Source organism: Novibacillus thermophilus (assembly GCF_002005165.1).
Lineage (GTDB): Bacteria > Bacillota > Bacilli > Thermoactinomycetales > Novibacillaceae > Novibacillus > Novibacillus thermophilus.
Genome location: NZ_CP019699.1, coordinates 3,064,984 through 3,084,019, shown reverse-complemented (window position 1 = coordinate 3,084,019; position 19,036 = coordinate 3,064,984). Strand labels below are relative to the sequence as shown.

Here is a 19,036-nt window from a genome sequence, read left to right as displayed (position 1 = left end):
ACACACGTGCGCCGATGGACCGGGCGGTGCTGCCTTGCGGCAGTTTCCGGTTTGAGATGACGCGTGCGGAGGAATCTAACCAAGGAGGAAAAGTGATGGCAATCATTACGATGAAACAGCTGTTGGAAGCTGGGGTGCACTTTGGACACCAGACTCGCCGCTGGAATCCGAAGATGGCGAAGTACATTTTCACTGAAAGAAACGGCATTTACATTATCGACTTGCAGAAGACGGTCAAAAAAGTCGAAGAAATTTACAACTACGTGAGAGATTTGGCACAGAAGGGCGGAACGCTCTTATTTGTTGGAACGAAGAAACAGGCGCAAGATTCGATCAGGGAAGAGACGGAACGTTGCGGAATGTTTTACGTCAACCAACGGTGGCTGGGCGGAACGCTGACGAATTTCTCCACGATTCGCAAGCGGATTGAACGTCTTCACGAGCTCGAGAAAATGGAATCGGACGGTACATTTGAAATACTGCCTAAAAAAGAAGTCATTATGCTGCGAAAAGAAAAAGCGCGGTTGGAAAAGTTTTTGGGCGGCATCAAGCACATGAAGAAACTTCCCGACGCCGTGTTTATCGTCGACCCGCGCAAAGAGCGAATTGCAGTTGCTGAGGCTCGGAAGCTGGGCATTCCGATTATTGCGATTGTGGATACGAACTGCAATCCTGATGAAATTGACCACATCATTCCGGGAAACGACGATGCGATTCGCGCCGTGCGCCTGTTGACGTCCAAAATGGCAGACGCCGTTCTGGAAGGGAAGCAAGGAGAACAAGAGCTTGAGGCAGTTGAAGAGCCAAATGAGGAACAGCCGGATGAAACGGACGCTGGCGAAGAGCAGCCGACAGCTTAAAGGCGAAAGTGAAGTGGCGGAAGGTGGTTTACTAGAGACGGCGTTTCTGGTACCACCTTTCTAATACATAGTTTTAACCAGTTGGAGGTCGAGAGTGATGGCAATAACAGCGGCACAAGTGAAGGAACTGCGGGAAAAAACTGGCGCGGGTATGATGGACTGTAAAAAGGCGCTGCAAGAAGCGGAAGGTGACATGGAAAGAGCAGTCGAGCTGCTGCGCAAAAAAGGCCTCGCTGCCGCTGACAAAAAAGCGGGCCGCATCGCAGCAGAAGGTTTAGTGGATTCGTACATACACGCCGGTGGAAAAATCGGGGTTCTGGTTGAAGTCAACTGTGAAACCGATTTTGTTGCAAAGACGGATGAATTCAAGACACTCGTCAGGGACATCGCCATGCACATTGCGGCGACCGATCCGCAATACGTGCGCCGCGAAGAGGTCCCGGAAGAAACGGTTGCGAAAGAGCGGGAGTTATTAAAAGAACAGGCGCTATCTGAAGGGAAACCTGCTCACATTGTCGATAAAATGGTGGAAGGTCGTCTTGAAAAATTTTTTAAAGAAATTTGCCTCGTCGAGCAGCCGTTTGTGAAAGATCCTGACATAACCGTCGAACAGCTGGTGAAAGAAAAAATCGCCAAAATCGGCGAAAATATTTCGATTCGGCGGTTTGCCCGTTTTGGCCTCGGGGAAGGCATTGAGAAAAAAGAGGAGAACTTTTCCGAAGAAGTGATGGCGCAGGCAAAACGGTCGTGATACTTCTTAAGGGGACACAGTGTGTCCCCTTTAAGGGGTTGCACAAGGACGAATACCTGCAACAGGACGAATACCTGCAACAGTGCCGAAATAAAGATCATGAATGGGGGTACACAACCTATGGATCGCCCGAAATACAAGCGCGTCGTACTGAAGTTGAGCGGGGAAGCACTGGCTGGGCAGCATGGGAACAGTATCGATCCATCGGTTATCTCCTCTATCGCCGAACAGATTGAAGAAATTGTCGCGTTGCAAGTGGAAGTGGCCATCGTGGTGGGGGGCGGCAACATATGGCGAGGCATCGCCGGAAGTGCTAAAGGCATGGACCGGGCGACGGCAGATTACATGGGAATGTTGGCAACTGTTATAAACGCGCTGGCTTTGCAGGACGCTTTAGAGAACGCCGGCGTTCCGACACGCGTACAATCGTCGATCGAAATGCGTCAAGTCGCCGAACCGTACATACGCCGCCGGGCCATACGCCATTTAGAAAAAGGACGAGTCGTCATTTTTGCTGCAGGTACGGGGAACCCCTATTTTTCCACTGACACGACTGCTGCTCTCAGGGCAGCGGAAATTGAGGCCGATGTCATTTTGATGGCCAAGAACAAAGTGGACGGCGTGTATTCGGAAGACCCGAAAGTGAACCCCAACGCTGTGAAATACGAAGAGTTGACGTACATGGAAATGCTGAACCGGGGCCTCGGCGTCATGGATTCGACAGCTTCTTCCTTATGTATGGACAACAACATCCCGCTCATTGTGTTCAACGTCGATAAGCGCGAAAACATCAAGCGCGCTGTATGCGGTGAAGTAATCGGAACGGTCGTAAGGGGGAATGAATGAATGCCGGAAAGTGTTAAAAGCGATGCGAAAAGCAGAATGGAGAAAACGCTGCAAGCGCTAAGACGGGAACTGGCTTCGCTCAGAGCCGGACGGGCGGCCCCGTCTCTTTTAGACAAAATCGAAGTCGAGTACTACGGCACGATGACACCGCTCAATCAGTTGTCCAACATTTCGGCACCCGAACCTCGACTACTCGTCATCCAGCCTTGGGACAAATCAGCCATTTCCGCTATAGAGAAAGCTCTGCAAAAGTCGGAACTCGGGATTACGCCGACAAACGACGGTGATGTGATCCGCATCAGCATTCCGCCCCTCACGGAGGAGCGCCGAGCTGAACTCGTCAGAGTGGTCAAAAAAGCGGGCGAGGAAGCTAAAGTGTCCATCCGCAACATTCGGCGGGATGCGAACGATGAGTACAAAAAAATGGAAAAGTTAGGGGATCTGTCAGAAGACGAGGCGCGTCGTTACCAGGAGGAAATTCAAAAGCTGACGGACGATTTCGTCAAGCAAATCGACGAGGCAGTCACCAGCAAGGAAAAGGACATTATGACGGTGTAATTCGCGTTCTTTGTTGACCCCCTCAGAGCTAGAGGGGGTTTTGATACTTTGCTTGAGAGCGAAATGGCGGAGGAACGTCTCTATGATACACAAAGTGAGCCGTCTATTTTCAGGTGTTAAACCGAGAGGGGATAAGGGCAGCGTGGAGTTGTCGCGCAATATTCCGCGACATGTCGCGATTATTATGGACGGCAATGGACGTTGGGCCAAAAAACGGGGGCTCCCCCGTGTAGCCGGACACCGCGAAGGCATGAAAGCCATACGCCGCGTGACACGGGCGGCCGATGAACTGGGAGTTGAAGTGCTCACCCTGTACGCTTTTTCAACGGAAAACTGGAAGCGTCCCAGTGACGAAGTGTCTTACATTATGAAACTTCCCGTCGACTTTTTAGAGACGGAATTGCCCGAATTAATCCAGCGCAATGTGCGCGTGATGACCATTGGGAGTGAAGAGGGGCTCCCCTCCCATACGGTAGAAGCCGTACACAAGTTTAAGAACGAGACGCGCCACAACACCGGGATGATCTTAAATTTTGCATTGAATTACGGGAGTCGCTCTGAAATTGTACAGGCGGTCCAGTCGTTAATGGATCAGGTGGAAAAGGGGACTCTCAAGCGTGACGACATAACGGAAGAAACGTTTAATCAAGCACTTTTTACTTGTGCCCTGCCCGACCCTGACTTGCTCATTCGCACGAGCGGGGAAATACGACTCAGCAATTTCATGTTGTGGCAGCTGGCCTATGCAGAAATGTGGTTTACGGATGTCATGTGGCCGGATTTTAATGAAGCACTGTTCAAAGAAGCGATTGCGGCTTATCAACAGCGGTCCCGCCGCTACGGCTCAGTTGAATGAGGGCTTTCCAGAAACAGATGAGGAATGGTGTGGTCAAGGATGTGGCAACGAATTTTAACGGCTGTTGTGGCGGGGGGTGGTTTTCTCGCCGTTTTGTCCCTTGGAGGTAACGCCTATCTCACGCTGTTAGCTGTCATCGCCGGAATTGCGTACGGTGAGTATTGTGAAATGCGCCGCATCTCTTGGTTTCGCGTCGAAAGCGTCATTGGCTTGCTCTACGTGTGGCTTCTTTTTTTCTTGCTGGCTGTTCCGAAACCTTTTGCAGCAATATCACCGTTTACAGTGACGATCGTCTTTTTGTTTGTGTGGATGTTGTGGACAGTCATTAGCCGGAACAAGGTGACAGTTGACACTGTAGGCTATTTGTTCGTAGGGGCAATGTACATTGGGGCGGGATTTGCCTTTATGGCAGCCACCCGCTTTGTACAGGACGGTCTGTGGCTATCCCTGTTTGTCATTGCCGCGACGTGGGTCACGGACAGTGGCGCTTACCTCGTCGGAAAACGATGGGGCAAACACAAACTGTGGCCGGCGATCAGTCCGAAGAAAACCGTCGAGGGATCCATAGCCGGTGTCGTTTTTGCCAGTTTGACGGGGATTTTGTTCGGGACACTCTTTAAAGGATCCCTGTTTTCTTTGCCAAACGCGTTTTTGCTGGCAGTCCTCATTTCTGTTTTGGGACAGTTGGGCGATTTAATCGAGTCAGCGTTGAAAAGGGCCAACAACGTGAAAGATTCCGGCCACTTGTTGCCGGGTCACGGCGGCATGCTGGATCGATTCGACAGCTTGCTGTTTACGTTTATGTGTTTACACATTTTTCATTTGATCGGATAAGGGATGCAAACGAGGTGACACGATGGCGAAGACGATCGCGATACTCGGTTCGACGGGTTCAGTCGGACAAAATACGTTGCGCGTCATTAGTGAAAACCCGGAAAAATTCCGTGTGACAGCCCTAGCCGCGGGCACCAATGCGGATTTAATGATTGAACAGTGGCACGAGTTCCGTCCGTCGCACATTTCGATGGCGACGAAAGAAGCGGCAGATCGCGTGACATCGGCTTTGCCTGATACAGTCAACGTTGTGTGGGGAAAAGAAGGCCTAGAGGAAATCGCCCGCGACCCCGAGTCGGAAATGGTCGTGTCCGCCGTTGTCGGGAGTCTCGGTTTGCGGGCGACGCTCGCAGCGATCGATGCCGGCAAGACGATTGCCTTGGCCAACAAAGAAACGCTCGTCGCCGGCGGTGAGCTCGTCATGCAACGGGCGCGAGAAAGACAGGTGGCCATCTTGCCAGTAGACAGTGAGCACTCCGCTATTTTTCAATGTTTAAACGGCGAAGACCGATCGAGCGTCAGTCGAATTGTGCTGACCGCCTCAGGGGGGGCGTTTCGGCATTACAATCGTCAACAACTGAAGGATGTCACCCCGGAGCAGGCGTTAAAACACCCGAATTGGGCAATGGGGAAAAAAGTGACCGTCGATTCCGCCACGTTGATGAACAAAGGCCTGGAAGTGATTGAGGCCCACTGGCTGTTCGATATCGACTACAGGCAGATTGACGTCGTCATCCACTATGAAAGTATCGTCCATTCTATGGTAGAATTTAAAGATAAAGCTGTGATGGCCCAATTGGGAACTCCGGACATGCGAGTCCCGATTCAGTACGCTTTATCGTATCCGGACCGGCTGCCCCTCGCTTCGGAAGTGTTGGATCTGACCAAGGTGGGGACACTACATTTCATTGAGCCGGATCTCGAGCGGTTCCCGTGTCTCGCCATGGCGTATGAAGCTGGAAAAACCGGTGGAACCATGCCAACAGTGTTAAATGCGGCCAACGAAGTCGGGGTGGAGCGGTTTTTGAACGGGTCCATTCCATTTTTAGGCATAGAACAGGTGATCGAACGAGTGATGGACGCTCACAATCCGGTGCCTGTCAGAGATTTAGAAACGGTGGAAGAGGCAGAGCAGTGGGCGCGAAAACTTGCGCGGGAAATGCCAGTCAAATAGTCACCCCCACGTGACAGGGCACTTCTTTGTTTCTCGAACGTTAACGAAAGTTCAGGTGATACGTATGCAGACGATACTCGCTTTTATCCTCGTTTTCGGCACCATTGTGTTTGTTCACGAACTGGGCCATTTCCTGTTTGCGAAGCGAGCCGGGATGTTAGTGCGCGAATTTGCCATCGGGTTCGGTCCGAAACTGTTTGCCCATAAAAAAGGGGAGACGCTGTACTCTTTGCGCTTGTTGCCGTTTGGCGGCTACGTGCGGGTGGCTGGTGAAGACCCAGAGACAGCCGAACTCAAAACGGGAAAAGAAGTGGCCCTGCGCCTAAACAGCAGAGGATATGTCACGCACGTCTTGATGAATCCGGATCAAGGGGAACCTGGCGACGTCCGCGGCCGGGTGATGGAGTGGGACCTGGAACACCGCCTGTACGTCCTAATCGCAGATGAACAGGGCGAAGAGATGCGGTACCGTGTGGACCGGCAAGCGGAATTAGTGTACGACAGTCATTCCGTGCAAATTGCACCGTGGGATCGACAGTACGGAGCCAAGTCAGTCGGAGCTCGGGCGATGTTTATTGCAGCAGGGCCACTTTTTAACGTCTTGCTGTCCATTATCCTGTTTTCCGTACTCACGATGATCATCGGCGTTCCCGATCATTTGGAGGTGCGGCAAGTCCAGAAAAGTTCGCCTGCCGCTGAAGCCGGGTTGCAACCGGGAGACCGGTTTGTGGAAGTGAATGGACAAGGTGTGAAGAGGGCCCAGGAACTGATCAGTCTCATCCAAGAAGGAGAAGGGGACCCCGTACAAGTCACAGTGGAGCGTGACGGTGAGACGTTCGAGACGAGCATTGAGCCCGTGTACAACGAGGAGACGAAAACGTACCAGATCGGCGTCATTCAGTCGGAAGAACTGAAAGATGCCACTTTGTTAACGGCGGTGCAAAAAAGTTTTGTCGACATATACGATTACACGCGGCTCATTTTTGACAGTTTCGCCATGCTCGTGACGGGCCAGGTCGGGTTTTCGGATTTAGCGGGCCCGGTGGGCATCGCGGACATGACGGGAGAGGTTGCCAAGACCGGCGTGTTGAGTCTGATCAACTGGACGAGTTTTTTGAGTCTGTATCTCGGCATATTTAACATCTTGCCCATTCCGGCTTTAGACGGGAGCCGCCTCATGTTCGTCGCGTTGGAGGCGGTACGCGGCCGTCCTATCGATCCGAAGAAAGAGGGAATGGTGCACTTAATCGGCCTTGCCCTGTTTATGATGCTCATGGTCGCCGTAACGTACCAGGACATCATGCGCCTCTTCTCGTGATGCCCGTTTTACGGCATCGGCAGTGGAATTCAAAATGGTGTGACGTACAAGCTGTTGGCTGTTCTCGGTCAACGGCTTTATTCTTATCATTCTGAACGGTTCCAACAGTTTAAGGGAGGGATGTCCCGTGAATATCGTCATCGCAGGCGGAACGGGTTTTGTCGGCAAAGCTGTCGCCGACGCCTTTGCAGCAAGAGGGGATCAAGTCTACGTGTTGACCCGCCGTCCTCAACCGGATCGCCCGGGTGTCACGTTCATCGAGTGGCTGGCAGAAGGTTCTCATCCCGAAAGAGCGTTAGCCTCGACACCCGTCGACGCAGTGATCAATGTGGCGGGAGAACCGATCAACAAGGGAAGATGGACGAAACGCAAAAAAGAGGCGATTTTGACAAGCCGTATCCGATCCGTGCAACAATTGATCAGAATGGTCGACCGTTTAGACAAAAAACCGGACGTTTTTGTGAGCGCTTCCGCAGTGGGCTATTATGGTCACGCCAGAGATACCACCTTGACCGAACGGTCTTCTCCTCTCGGAAACAGCTTCTTGAGCCGTGTTTGCGAAAAGTGGGAAGAGGAAGCTGTCAAGATGGAAGGTTTAGGGGTTCGTACCGTGATCGCCCGAATCGGCGTCGTGTTGGGAAAAGGCGGAGCTTTGTCTAAAATGGTGCTGCCGTATCGTTTTTTTGTCGGCGGCACACTTGGAGCTGGAGAACAATGGATATCCTGGATTCACATTCGCGATTTCATTGGGCTCATTCGCTTTATCATTGAAAAAGAAGCGATCTCCGGTCCAGTTAATTTTACAGCGCCTCGTCCTGTGCGAATGGAGGAGTTAGGACGGGCCATCGGCAGCGTGTTAATCCGTCCGCACTGGCTTCGTGTACCGGAATGGTTGTTGAAACTCGTTTTGGGTGAAATGAGCAGCTTTTTGCTGGAGGGGCAGCGCGTTGTACCGGAAACGGCTTTGGAGAACGGTTTTGCTTTCACTTTTCAGCGGATTGAGGACGCGTTGCGCGACGTTTTACAGGATGGTGGGCCACAAGCTTTTCGTTAGAATCTCCTATTCTTCCACGGGTTCCTCTGTTAAAATAGGGAGAAGAATACGGAGCGTTGGAGTGACTTGCGATGAGCACAGTAGAAGAAAAAAGAGAACGGTTCAACCTGTTGGTGCGGCGAGCAGAACTTCCAGATGAAATCGTGAAAGGGACAGTAGGTCACGGGTACATCGAAAAAGTGGAAGTGGCGAGACGGGCGAAGACGTGGACGCTCCACCTGTGTTTTCCGGCCATGATCTCCCTACAGGCGTACCGGCAGTTAACCCATCGCATTCAAGCGTGTTTCCGTCACATTGCCGACACCCGAATCGTTATCCACTATGAGAAAAAGGTACATACTGAAACGTTAATTGAAGAGTACTGGGAGGACCTTGTCCAGCACGTCGCCGAGGCTTCAACTTACGCAGCGAGAGTTTTGGAGAAGGCAAGGCGCAAAGTAGAAGGGGATTACGTGACCCTTTACGTCCACGGACCAGCGATAGAGATGGCCCGGAAAAAAAAGGTCGACGAGCTTGTGACGACATATTTTCGACGCGTGGCGAGTCAGACGATTCGCGTTTTTTTTCAATCGGAAGAGGTGTCTTTGGACATAGAGCAGCGGTACGAAGCACAAAAACAGGAAGAAGAGCAACAGTTAGTAGAAGAAGCCCTTAAACAGCGTGAGACTGCGAGGAAAGAAGAGGGCGAAGGGAGTGCCGTTTCTAAAATCGCGATCGGATACGAGATTGATGACGAGCCGGTCCCGATCCAGTCGATTTCTGAAGAAGAGCGGCGGATGACCGTGCAAGGGGAAGTGTTCCGCACGGAATTGCGCGAACTGCGCAGCGGGAGAACCCTGCTCCTCTTTAATTTGACCGATTACACCGACTCCATTCAAGTAAAGTTGTTTATTCGGGAAAAAGAAGACGCACATCTAGCTTCTTTCGTAAAAGATGGCATGTGGGTGAAAGTGCGCGGCAGTGTGCAACATGACACGTTTGCCCGGGAACTGGTGATCATGGCCAACGACTTAGAACAAATCGACCCGCTTCTCACAAAGCGTCTGGATACGGCACCGGACAAGCGGGTCGAGTGGCACGCCCACACGACGATGAGCGCCATGGACGGTCTGTGTCGACCGGAGAAGTTGGTGGAGCGGGCGGCCGAATGGGGACACAGGGCGGTCGCCATCACCGATCACGACGTGGTGCAAGCTTTTCCCGATGTGTACTACGCATCCAAAAAATACGGGATCAAAGTGCTTTACGGGGTCGAGGCCAACGTCGTCAACGACGCTGTTCCCATCGTCGTCCGTCCGGAACCTCGACCGCTTAAGGAGTCGGAGTACGTCGTGTTTGACGTCGAGACGACCGGTCTGTCTGTCGTGGACAATACCATCATAGAATTAGCCGGTGTCAAGATGAAGGACGGGAAAGTGGTGGACCGTTTCGAAACGTTCGTCAATCCCCACCAGCCGATACCGGAGCACATTCAAAAGTTGACAAACATTACACAAGAGATGGTGGAAAACGCCCCGGAACTGGAAGATGTGATCCGTGAATTCACCGAATTCGTCGGCGATGCGGTGCTCGTCGCACACAATGCCCGCTTTGACATGGGGTTTTTGCACGCCGGTTGCCAGCGTGCGGGAGTTCCAAAACTGGAGAATCCAGTGCTGGACACACTGGAACTAGCTCGCCTCCTGTACCCGAATTTAAAAAACCACCGCTTGAATACGTTGGCTGCCAAATTTAACGTGTCTCTGGAAAACCACCACAGAGCGGTGGACGATTCAGAGGCGACGGGGTACATCTTGTTCCACATGTTGAACGACGCTGTGGAGAAAAAGATAACGCACTTGCACAGGCTGAACGATTTTGTGGGACAAGACGTGCAAAACGCCCGCCCGTTCCACTGCACGATTTACGCCAAAAACGAAACAGGAAAAAAGAACTTGTACAAACTCGTCTCCTTAGCGCACACGGAGTACTTCCACCGCGTGCCCCGCATACCGAAGAGCAAACTGGACGAGTACCGGGACGGCTTGCTCATATGTTCCGGATGCGAAAAAGGCGAGCTGTTTGAGACGGTGCTGAACAAAAGTTTGGAAGAAGCGGAGGAAGTGGCTGAGTTTTACGACGTGCTGGAAATTCAGCCGAGCGACATTCATTTGCACTTAGTGGACAAGCAGGTGGTGGAGAGCGAAGAACGTCTCAAAGAGGCGAACAGAAAAATTGTAAAAATTGGCGAAAAGTTGAACAAGCCGGTCATCGCTACGGGCAATGTCCATTACCTGGACCCGGAGGACAAACGTTATCGCGAGATGCTCATCCACGGCATCACCGGGTTCAGCCCGTTGAAAAAACAGCGCAAGCCGGACGTTCACTTCAGGACGACTGACGAAATGCTGGAAGCCTTTAAATACCTAGGGGAAGAAAAGGCGCTGGACGTCGTCGTGACCCAGCCCAATGCACTGGTCGAGCAGTTTGAAGAGTTGGAAATCATACCGGACGACCTGTACACGCCGAAAATTGAAGGAGCTGAAGATGACATTCGAGAGATGAGCTACGCTAAAGCGAAAGAGATTTACGGTGACCCGTTGCCGGACATTGTGGAGAAGCGGTTGGAGAAAGAGCTGAACAGCATCATTTCCCACGGTTTTGCCGTCATTTACTTAATCGCGCAAAAGCTCGTCAAAAAGTCGTTGGATGACGGGTATTTGGTCGGCAGCCGCGGTTCGGTCGGGTCTTCCTTTGTGGCGACGATGTTGAACATTACGGAAGTCAACCCCCTGCCGCCGCATTACTTATGCCCCCATTGTAAGAAAAGCGAGTGGTTTACAAAAGGGGAAATCGGCAGCGGGTTCGACCTCGAGGCGAAAGCGTGTCCTGACTGCGGCCACGACATGATCGGGGAGGGCCAGGACATTCCGTTTGAAACGTTTCTCGGATTTAAAGGGGACAAAGTGCCGGACATCGATTTAAACTTCTCCGGAGAATATCAACCGATTGCCCACGAATACACAAAAGAGTTGTTTGGGGAAGATCACGTCTTTCGGGCGGGGACGATCAGTACCGTGGCAGAAAAGACGGCCTTCGGCTTTGTCAAGAAGTACGCGGAACAATTCGGCCACTCGTGGCGCAATGCAGAAGTCAGCCGTTTGGCGAGCGGCTGCACAGGAGTGAAGCGGACGACGGGACAGCATCCGGGAGGGATTATCGTCGTCCCTGACGACATGGAAATTTACGACTTCTGCCCCATTCAGTATCCGGCAGACGACAAGCAGTCCAAGTGGCGCACGACCCACTACGATTTTCACTCTATCCATGACAACTTGTTGAAATTGGACATCCTCGGCCACGATGATCCTACCGTGATCCGCATGTTGCAAGATTTAACCGGGGTTGATCCGAAACAGATTCCGTTAAACGACCCGAAAGTGATGGAACTGTTTCGCTCGACAGACAGCCTGGGCGTGACACCGGATGAAATCGGTTCGAACACGGGGACACTGGGCATTCCGGAGTTCGGGACCCGGTTTGTGCGGCAAATGCTCGAAGATACTCGTCCGAACACGTTTGCCGAACTGGTGCAGATCTCCGGGTTGTCCCACGGGACAGACGTCTGGTTGAACAACGCCCAAGAACTGATACGCTCCAACACGGCCCAGCTGTCAGAAGTGATTTCAACGCGAGACGACATTATGACTTATTTGATCCACAAAGGGATGGAACCGAGTCTTGCCTTCAACATTATGGAGAGCGTGCGAAAAGGACGCGGTCTAAAGCCGGAGTGGAAAGAGGCGATGCGAGAGCACAGCGTACCCGAGTGGTACATCGAGTCGTGTCTCAAAATCAAGTATATGTTCCCAAAGGCTCACGCGGCCGCTTACGTGATGATGGCCGTACGCATCGCATACTTCAAAGTGTACTATCCGATCGAGTTTTATGCAGCGTACTTTACCGTCCGTGCCGACGATTTCGATGTCGAGGTGGCGGTGAGGGGTTACGACGCCATCCATGAAGAAATCGAACGGATCGAGAAAAAAGGGCTGGACGCCTCTCCGAAGGAAAAAAACTTGTTGACGATTTTAGAATTGGCGCGTGAGATGACAGCTCGCGGTTTTACGTTTTCCAACGTCGATCTGTACCGATCCGATGCGGCCAAGTTTCTCGTGGACGGCAATTCCCTGTTGCCCCCGTTCTCCGCCATTGCAGGAGTAGGCGTTTCTGCAGCTCAAAACATTGTCAAGGCCCGGGAAGAAGGAGAATTTCTTTCAGTGGAAGATTTGCAACAGCGAAGCCGCGCTTCCCGAAATGTGATGGAGACGTTGGAAGAGCACGGTTGCTTGGAAGGGCTGCCCCTGTCGAATCAGCTGTCGCTTTTTTAGGCTGGGAAAGGTGGGGAGGTGGAGACGGTCGTCTACTTCCTTGACGTCTATCTTTTTGCTGGCATGACTGTCACCCATTTGCCGGGTCTCGACGTTTATGCTATAATGTTTTCGGCAATACTATGATGTGCGACGATTGAAAGAGTGGGGCCGCCCCACTCTTTCCGTTTTAAATGCAGGCCTAATATTCACGGTGTCAACTGCAGCCATCGCGACATACGATGCCATTCGACACAGGGGTGCAAATGGAAGAATGGACGAACAGAGTAGGAGGGTAGCCGATTGAATCGCAAAATTACTGAAGTCGTTGAACAGCTGGCACAGCCGATATTGCATAATGAACAGATGGAACTGGTCGACATTGAATACAAAAAGGAAGGAAACCACCGTTTTTTGCGTCTCTTTGTCGACAAAGAAGACGGCGTAGACATTGCTGACTGTGAGCGGGTCAGTGAGCAGTTGAGCAAAAAGCTGGACGAAGCGGACCCCATTGCGGAATCGTATTTTTTGGAAGTGTCTTCGCCCGGCGCCGAGCGCCCGTTAAAAAACGAACGGGATTTCAGGCGCGCCATCGGACGCCATGTACACGTGACGACGTACGCGCCTGTGCAAGGGCAGAAAGTGTTTGAAGGAAAGTTGACCGACTACACCGGGACACATGTTGTCGTCGAAGCGGACGGTAAGCTGACGGAGATCCCACTCGACCAAGTGGCGAAGGCACGTTTAGCGATCCTGTTCTAAACAGACATGCGTTTTTGATCACTACTGCACGGGGGAGATGTTGATGAATACAGAGTTTATGGACGCGCTGACCGAGTTGGAAAAGGAAAAAGGGATCAGCAAAGACGTTCTGCTCGAAGCGATTGAACAGGCCCTGATCTCTGCGTACAAGCGCAACTTTAACTCTGCACAAAATGCACGCGTCGATATCGACCGCGAAACAGGCGAAGTGCGGGTCTTCGCCCGGAAGACAGTCGTCGAGGACGTCGTGGACCCGCGCATGGAAATCTCGCTGGCCGCTGCCTCGGAGCTGAGCTCAGCCTATCAACTGAACGACATTGCGGAAATTGAGGTGACACCGCGCGATTTCGGACGCATTGCCGCGCAGACGGCGAAGCAGGTCGTGACCCAGCGCATACGTGAAGCAGAGCGCAGCATCATTTATGAAGAGTACATTGACCGGGAAGAAGACATCGTCACAGGAACTGTTCAAAGGCAAGACAGTCGCTTTTATTATATTAATCTGGGGAAAGCAGAAGCCTTGCTCCCTGTGAACGAGAAAATGCCGACCGAGCGGTTTAAACAGCACGACCGAGTCAAAACGTACATTACGAAAGTCGAAAAAACGACAAAAGGGCCTCAAATCTTTGTTTCCCGGACGCATCCCGGACTTTTGAAACGGCTATTTGAATTGGAAGTACCGGAGATTTATGATGGTATTGTCGAAATTAAATCGGTCTCGCGGGAGGCGGGGTACCGGTCGAAAATCGCCGTTCATTCGCGGGAAGAAGACGTCGATCCCGTCGGCGCCTGTGTCGGTCCGAAAGGGATGCGCGTACAGACCGTCGTGAATGAACTCAAAGGGGAAAAAATTGACATTGTTCGCTGGTCTGAGGACCCGGAAGTTTATGTAGCCAACGCTCTGAGCCCGTCCAAAGTCGTGCACGTAGATGTGGACGAAGAAAGTAAAGTGGCGAATGTCGTGGTTCCCGACTATCAACTGTCCCTCGCCATTGGGAAAGAAGGACAAAACGCACGTCTCGCTGCCAAGCTGACAGGGTGGAAAATAGACATCAAGAGCGAATCAGAAGCGGAGCGAGACGATGCAGTCGAAGGCGCGGCAGAGTCTTCTCCTGACATTGAAGACGAAATTGAAGGCGAACAGATTGAGTCGTAATGTGAAAGAGGTTGATGAGAGAAGCGAACTTTTGAGCAGTTGGAGGAGTTGGCTATGCGAAAACGACGAAAAATACCCCTTCGCCAGTGCGTCGGTTGCCAAGAACAAAAGGAAAAAAAATCTTTGTTGCGCATCGTCCGAACACCTGAACACGACATCGTTTTCGACCCGACAGGCAAAAAGTCTGGTCGCGGCGCTTACATTTGTCCAGACGTTTCCTGTTTGCAAAAAGCGCGAAAGCAAAAGGCGTTTAACCGCGCTTTTAAAATGGAAGTGAACGACGACATATACGAGCGCCTCGAACAAGAGCTTACGAAAGGAATCTGACAGTTGAATCGGGCCACCCAATTGCTCGGTCTGGCGATGCGGGCAGGATGTGTCGTGACAGGGGAAGAGAGAGTTTTACAGGCGATCCGCCGCGGTCAGGCTTCTCTCGTGTTCATCGCGACTGATGCGGGGAAGAACACCAAAAAGTCCCTTTCAGACAAAGCGCGTTACTACGGCGTTCCCGTCGTCACCTCGTTCGATCGGGCGACGCTCGGTCACGCGATCGGTAAGGGGGAGCGTGTCGCCGTAGCTGTAACGGATAACGGATTTGCCAATCAATTGTTGAAATTGTCTTAATCGTACTTTTGGAGGTGAAGCTTGTGGCAAAGTTGCGGGTATATGAATACGCGAAACAACTGAACATGAGCAGCAAAGAAATTTTGACGATATTAAAGCGGCTGGATATAAAAGTTAGCAATCACATGAGTGTGATGAACGATGACATGATCCAACAAGTGGAACAGTTTTTCAAAAACGTAAAGGAAAAAGCCGCCCAAAAACAGTCTGAGAGCCAAGGACAGACTCGCGGTAAACAGCAGCACACAGCGCGTGCCAAAGGGAAAAAAAGCAACGGTTCCAGTCAAAAGGCTGACGCCAAAAGTCATCGGCGCGAACGCAAAGAACACGCGTCTAAAGGAAAGCCCTCTAAAGCGAGATCCCGCCACCCACAAGGGAAAAAGGGTAATGCGCAAGTAAAAGCGTCAGAAAAAAGCGCCAGGAATGAAAAGAAGGGAGCCGGGAAAAAGGGCGGAAAAAGAGGGCATCAACCAGCCTCGGCCAAAGGAAAACCAGCCCCTAAACCGCTGCCGGAAAAAATTGAAATCGAAGGCAGCCCGACAGTCGCCGAACTGGCCAACATGTTAAATCGTGAACCGTCTGAGCTGATTAAAAAACTCATGTCGCTCGGTGTGATGGCGACGATTAACCAGGAGCTCGATGGGGACACTGTCACCCTCTTGGCCGACGATTACGGCGTAGAAGTTGAAGAAAAAGTCGTTGTCAACGAAGAGGCATTCGAAGAAATTGAAGAACACGACGCCCCGGAAGATTTGAAAGAACGGCCCCCAGTCGTCACCATTATGGGCCATGTCGACCACGGGAAGACGACGCTTTTAGACTCGATTCGCCACTCGAAAGTGACGGCAGGAGAAATGGGTGGCATCACCCAGCACATCGGCGCCTACCAAGTAGAGGCGAACGGCAAACGAATTACGTTCCTTGACACACCGGGGCACGAAGCTTTCACCACGATGCGTGCCCGAGGGGCTCAAGTGACGGATATTACCATTTTAGTCGTGGCAGCCGACGACGGAGTCATGCCGCAGACAGTTGAAGCGATCAACCACGCGAAAGCGGCCGACGTCCCCATCATCGTCGCAGTCAATAAAATCGATAAACCGGAGGCAAACCCGGACCGTGTGAAACAGGAGTTGACGGAGTACGAGCTCGTGCCGGAGGAGTGGGGCGGTGACACGATTTTCGTCCCGATTTCGGCGTTAAAAGGAGAGGGGATTGACGACCTGCTGGAAATGATTCTGCTCGTTGCCGAAGTGCAGGAACTGAAAAGCAATCCCAATAAACGGGCTCGCGGCACAGTCATTGAAGCCGAACTGGATAAGGGGCGAGGCCCGGTCGCGACCGTTCTCGTCCAACACGGCACCTTGAATGTGGGGGACGCCCTCGTGGCCGGAAACTACTTCGGAAAAGTGCGTGCCATGGTCAACGACCGCGGTCGCCGCGTCAAACAAGCTGGCCCGTCAACCCCGGTGGAAGTGTTGGGACTGAGTGATGTCCCCAATGCCGGTGATGCTTTCATGGTCTTTGAGGACGAGAAGAAAGCCCGTTCCATTGCGGAAGCGCGGGAGGCCAAACAACGGGAAGCGAATCGGGGTGAGAACAGCCGGGTGTCCCTTGATGACCTGTTTAAACAGATACAAGAAGGAGACGTCCGGGAATTGCCGCTGATCATTAAAGCGGACGTGCAAGGGTCTGTTGAAGCTTTGCGCGGGGCACTGGAAAAAATTGATGTAGAAGGCGTCAAGGTCAACATCATTCACACCGGAGTCGGAGCCATTACAGAATCTGACGTCATTCTCGCTTCAGCCTCCAATGCGATCATCATCGGCTTTAACGTAAGACCTGAACCGAACGCCCGGGCGACGGCGGAAGCGGAAAAAGTAGACATTCGCCTGCACCGCATCATTTACGATGCGATTGAAGAGATGGAGCAGGCGATGACCGGGTTGTTAGATCCCGAATACCAAGAGGCCGTGATCGGCCACGCAGAAGTTCGCCAGACGTTTAAAGTGTCGAGCGTCGGGACGATTGCCGGTTGCTATGTGACCGACGGAAAGATCAGGCGCGACGGGTTAGCCCGTGTCATACGGGACGGTGTCGTCACGTACGAAGGGAAAATCGACAGCTTGAAACGGTTTAAGGACGACGCCAAAGAAGTAGCGCAGGGATACGAATGCGGCATCACGTTGGAAAACTTTAACGACGTGAAAGAGGGCGATGTCATCGAAGTTTACGTGATGGAAGAAATCAAGCCCTCAGTCACGACTGGGAAAAAATGATTATCGGAACGATGACCTGCCACTGCCGAGTTCCGGCCTCTACTTCGTTAAAAGACAAGAGACGTGTCATCAAAAGTGTCATCACACGCATCAAAAACCGGTACAACGTGTCCATTGCCGAAGTGGATATGCAAGACCACCAGCAGTTGGCCACGATCGGGATGGGCGTTGTCGCTAATACAAAAAAGCAAGTAGAGCGGGAGCTGAATTTTGCCCTCAAAGTGCTGGACGGAGAACACGAGTTAGAAGTGCTCTCAGTCGACCACTGGGTTGGCTAGTTAGACGTTGGGAGGTGACCCCTTTGCGCATACGACCTCATCGCGTTGGCGAACAGATCAAAAAAGAGATGAGCCACATACTGCAACACGAGTTGAAAGATCCGAGGGTCGGCTTTGTCACGGTCACGGGTGTCGATGTGACAGGCGATTTGCAGCAGGCAACAGTCTACATCAGTGTCATGGGTGACAAGAATGACTTGGAAGGTACATTGGAAGGACTGGAAAAGGCAAAAGGGTTTATTCGAACGGAGATTGGAAGGCGGATACGCTTGAGACACACGCCAGAAATCTTGTTCAAAGTGGATGAATCAACGGAGTATGGCAACCGGATTGAGAAGCTGTTGAAAGAAGTGAAATCGGATGACTCGTCTGGAGACGTTCAGTGATGAGTGGCAAAAGGCAACGAATTTTGTCAAGGCTTATGACGTTTTCCTCGTTGTGTCCCACGTCCAGCCAGACGGTGACGCCATCGGCTCCACCTTGGCAGTCGCCCACGCATTAAAACAGCTCGGCAAGCGGTATGTGCTCACCAACGATTCGTCGGTTCCTGAGAAATACCAGTTTTTGGAGATGGCGGAGGAAATACTGCCTTGGGAAGAGGCGAAAAAACACTCGTTTGATGCGGTCATCAGCGTAGATGCAGCGGACCGCGAGCGTCTCGGTGGCGTCCAACAAGTGTTTGAACGGCAAACCCCTTTGTTAAATATCGATCACCATCCGACGAACGATCGCTTTGGCGATGTCAACGTCGTGTTGGACGATCGGGCGGCGACGGCGGAAGTGTTGTACGAGTGGATCACACACATGCAGTTGAAGTGGAATCGGTCGTTCGCTGAGGCCGTGTATACGGGTGTCATGACAGACACCGGTGGTTTCCGCTACCCGAACACGACTCCGCGTGTGATGAAGTTAGCGGCCCACTTGCTCGAGTACGGAGTCGTCCCGAGCGATATTGCCAACCGCGTGTTTGAAAATATATCCCGTGCCAAATTACACCTGTTAAAGGAAGCCCTGTCGTCTCTCACGTTGTCTAGTGACGGTCAGATCGCCTGGCTGACGGTCACGGCAGCACAAATGAAACGAGCGGGAGCGAAGGAAGAAGATGTGGGCGGCATAGTCAATTTTGCGCGAAATGTCGAAGGAGTGGAAGTCGGGATTCTGTTTAAAGAAGTCGACGATGGCGGCGTGAAGGTGAGCTGGCGGTCCCGTGAAAAACTCGATGTCGGCCGCCTCGCCCAAGAACTGGGGGCGGGGACATGCCCGCGCCGCCGGCTGTTACATGGAAGGAGCTCTCGCTGACGTTCAAAAGACGGTCCTTGATGCCACGAGGAGGAGGC

Annotated in this window: 18 protein-coding genes; all 18 read left to right on the top strand. The window is 52.2% G+C overall.

Going from position 1 to position 19,036, the window contains the following annotated elements:
- Positions 1-95 precede the first annotated feature (95 nt).
- Positions 96-860, top strand: coding sequence for a 30S ribosomal protein S2 (gene rpsB, locus B0W44_RS15005; protein ID WP_077720732.1), 765 nt, complete (start codon positions 96-98; stop codon positions 858-860).
- 97 nt (positions 861-957) lie between these two features.
- Positions 958-1,611, top strand: a complete 654-nt coding sequence (tsf, locus tag B0W44_RS15000) for a translation elongation factor Ts (protein WP_077720731.1) — start codon at positions 958-960, stop codon at positions 1,609-1,611.
- A 120-nt stretch (positions 1,612-1,731) separates the two neighbouring features.
- Positions 1,732-2,457 (top strand): UMP kinase, encoded by a 726-nt coding sequence (gene pyrH / locus B0W44_RS14995; protein WP_077720730.1) that lies wholly within the window; start codon positions 1,732-1,734, stop codon positions 2,455-2,457.
- Positions 2,458-3,015 (top strand): ribosome recycling factor, encoded by a 558-nt coding sequence (gene frr / locus B0W44_RS14990; RefSeq protein WP_077720729.1) that lies wholly within the window; start codon positions 2,458-2,460, stop codon positions 3,013-3,015.
- Between the two features lie 82 nt (positions 3,016-3,097).
- A complete protein-coding gene (locus B0W44_RS14985) occupies positions 3,098-3,871 on the top strand; it encodes an undecaprenyl pyrophosphate synthase (protein ID WP_077720728.1) in 774 nt (257 codons plus the stop codon).
- A gap of 39 nt (positions 3,872-3,910) precedes the next feature.
- Complete coding sequence (locus B0W44_RS14980; RefSeq protein WP_169835615.1) at positions 3,911-4,705, top strand: phosphatidate cytidylyltransferase; 795 nt, start codon at positions 3,911-3,913, stop codon at positions 4,703-4,705.
- 22 nt (positions 4,706-4,727) lie between these two features.
- Positions 4,728-5,879, top strand: a complete 1,152-nt coding sequence (locus B0W44_RS14975) for a 1-deoxy-D-xylulose-5-phosphate reductoisomerase (protein WP_077720726.1) — start codon at positions 4,728-4,730, stop codon at positions 5,877-5,879.
- A 64-nt stretch (positions 5,880-5,943) separates the two neighbouring features.
- Positions 5,944-7,197, top strand: a complete 1,254-nt coding sequence (rseP, locus tag B0W44_RS14970) for an RIP metalloprotease RseP (protein WP_077720725.1) — start codon at positions 5,944-5,946, stop codon at positions 7,195-7,197.
- Positions 7,198-7,324: 127 nt separating this feature from the next.
- Positions 7,325-8,251 (top strand): TIGR01777 family oxidoreductase, encoded by a 927-nt coding sequence (locus B0W44_RS14965; protein WP_077720724.1) that lies wholly within the window; start codon positions 7,325-7,327, stop codon positions 8,249-8,251.
- 71 nt (positions 8,252-8,322) lie between these two features.
- A complete protein-coding gene (locus tag B0W44_RS14960) occupies positions 8,323-12,621 on the top strand; it encodes a PolC-type DNA polymerase III (protein WP_077720723.1) in 4,299 nt (1,432 codons plus the stop codon).
- Positions 12,622-12,903: 282 nt separating this feature from the next.
- Positions 12,904-13,362 carry a ribosome maturation factor RimP gene (gene rimP, locus B0W44_RS14955; protein WP_077720722.1) on the top strand — a complete coding sequence of 153 codons (459 nt, stop codon included), beginning with the start codon at positions 12,904-12,906 and terminating at the stop codon, positions 13,360-13,362.
- A gap of 43 nt (positions 13,363-13,405) precedes the next feature.
- A complete protein-coding gene (gene nusA / locus B0W44_RS14950) occupies positions 13,406-14,518 on the top strand; it encodes a transcription termination factor NusA (protein WP_077720721.1) in 1,113 nt (370 codons plus the stop codon).
- A 54-nt stretch (positions 14,519-14,572) separates the two neighbouring features.
- Positions 14,573-14,845 (top strand): RNase P modulator RnpM, encoded by a 273-nt coding sequence (rnpM, locus tag B0W44_RS14945; protein WP_077720720.1) that lies wholly within the window; start codon positions 14,573-14,575, stop codon positions 14,843-14,845.
- 3 nt (positions 14,846-14,848) lie between these two features.
- A complete protein-coding gene (locus tag B0W44_RS14940; RefSeq protein ID WP_077720719.1) occupies positions 14,849-15,142 on the top strand; it encodes a L7Ae/L30e/S12e/Gadd45 family ribosomal protein in 294 nt (97 codons plus the stop codon).
- A gap of 65 nt (positions 15,143-15,207) precedes the next feature.
- Positions 15,208-17,421 (top strand): translation initiation factor IF-2, encoded by a 2,214-nt coding sequence (infB, locus tag B0W44_RS14935; RefSeq protein ID WP_418304106.1) that lies wholly within the window; start codon positions 15,208-15,210, stop codon positions 17,419-17,421.
- On the top strand, positions 17,418-17,699 hold the full coding sequence (locus tag B0W44_RS14930; protein WP_077720717.1) for a DUF503 domain-containing protein: 282 nt from the start codon (positions 17,418-17,420) through the stop codon (positions 17,697-17,699). Before infB ends, B0W44_RS14930 begins: the two co-directional genes overlap by 4 nt.
- A 23-nt stretch (positions 17,700-17,722) precedes the next feature.
- Positions 17,723-18,085 carry a 30S ribosome-binding factor RbfA gene (gene rbfA, locus B0W44_RS14925; protein ID WP_077720716.1) on the top strand — a complete coding sequence of 121 codons (363 nt, stop codon included), beginning with the start codon at positions 17,723-17,725 and terminating at the stop codon, positions 18,083-18,085.
- On the top strand, positions 18,060-18,998 hold the full coding sequence (locus B0W44_RS14920; RefSeq protein ID WP_077720715.1) for a DHH family phosphoesterase: 939 nt from the start codon (positions 18,060-18,062) through the stop codon (positions 18,996-18,998). The genes rbfA and B0W44_RS14920 overlap by 26 nt, the downstream gene beginning before the upstream one ends.
- Positions 18,999-19,036: the final 38 nt, after the last annotated feature.

Excerpts from the sequence above, each read along its gene's own strand:
- rpsB (WP_077720732.1), top strand. The coding sequence starts at position 96 with ATGGCAATCATTACGATGAAACAGCTGTTGGAAGCTGGGGTGCACTTT.
- tsf (WP_077720731.1), top strand. The coding sequence starts at position 958 with ATGGCAATAACAGCGGCACAAGTGAAGGAACTGCGGGAAAAAACTGGC.
- pyrH (WP_077720730.1), top strand. The coding sequence starts at position 1,732 with ATGGATCGCCCGAAATACAAGCGCGTCGTACTGAAGTTGAGCGGGGAA.
- frr (WP_077720729.1), top strand. The coding sequence starts at position 2,458 with ATGCCGGAAAGTGTTAAAAGCGATGCGAAAAGCAGAATGGAGAAAACG.
- B0W44_RS14985 (WP_077720728.1), top strand. The coding sequence starts at position 3,098 with ATGATACACAAAGTGAGCCGTCTATTTTCAGGTGTTAAACCGAGAGGG.
- B0W44_RS14980 (WP_169835615.1), top strand. The coding sequence starts at position 3,911 with ATGTGGCAACGAATTTTAACGGCTGTTGTGGCGGGGGGTGGTTTTCTC.
- B0W44_RS14975 (WP_077720726.1), top strand. The coding sequence starts at position 4,728 with ATGGCGAAGACGATCGCGATACTCGGTTCGACGGGTTCAGTCGGACAA.
- rseP (WP_077720725.1), top strand. The coding sequence starts at position 5,944 with ATGCAGACGATACTCGCTTTTATCCTCGTTTTCGGCACCATTGTGTTT.
- B0W44_RS14960 (WP_077720723.1), top strand. The coding sequence starts at position 8,323 with ATGAGCACAGTAGAAGAAAAAAGAGAACGGTTCAACCTGTTGGTGCGG.
- nusA (WP_077720721.1), top strand. The coding sequence starts at position 13,406 with ATGAATACAGAGTTTATGGACGCGCTGACCGAGTTGGAAAAGGAAAAA.
- rnpM (WP_077720720.1), top strand. The coding sequence starts at position 14,573 with ATGCGAAAACGACGAAAAATACCCCTTCGCCAGTGCGTCGGTTGCCAA.
- infB (WP_418304106.1), top strand. The coding sequence starts at position 15,208 with ATGAGCAGCAAAGAAATTTTGACGATATTAAAGCGGCTGGATATAAAA.
- B0W44_RS14930 (WP_077720717.1), top strand. The coding sequence starts at position 17,418 with ATGATTATCGGAACGATGACCTGCCACTGCCGAGTTCCGGCCTCTACT.
- B0W44_RS14920 (WP_077720715.1), top strand. The coding sequence starts at position 18,060 with ATGACTCGTCTGGAGACGTTCAGTGATGAGTGGCAAAAGGCAACGAAT.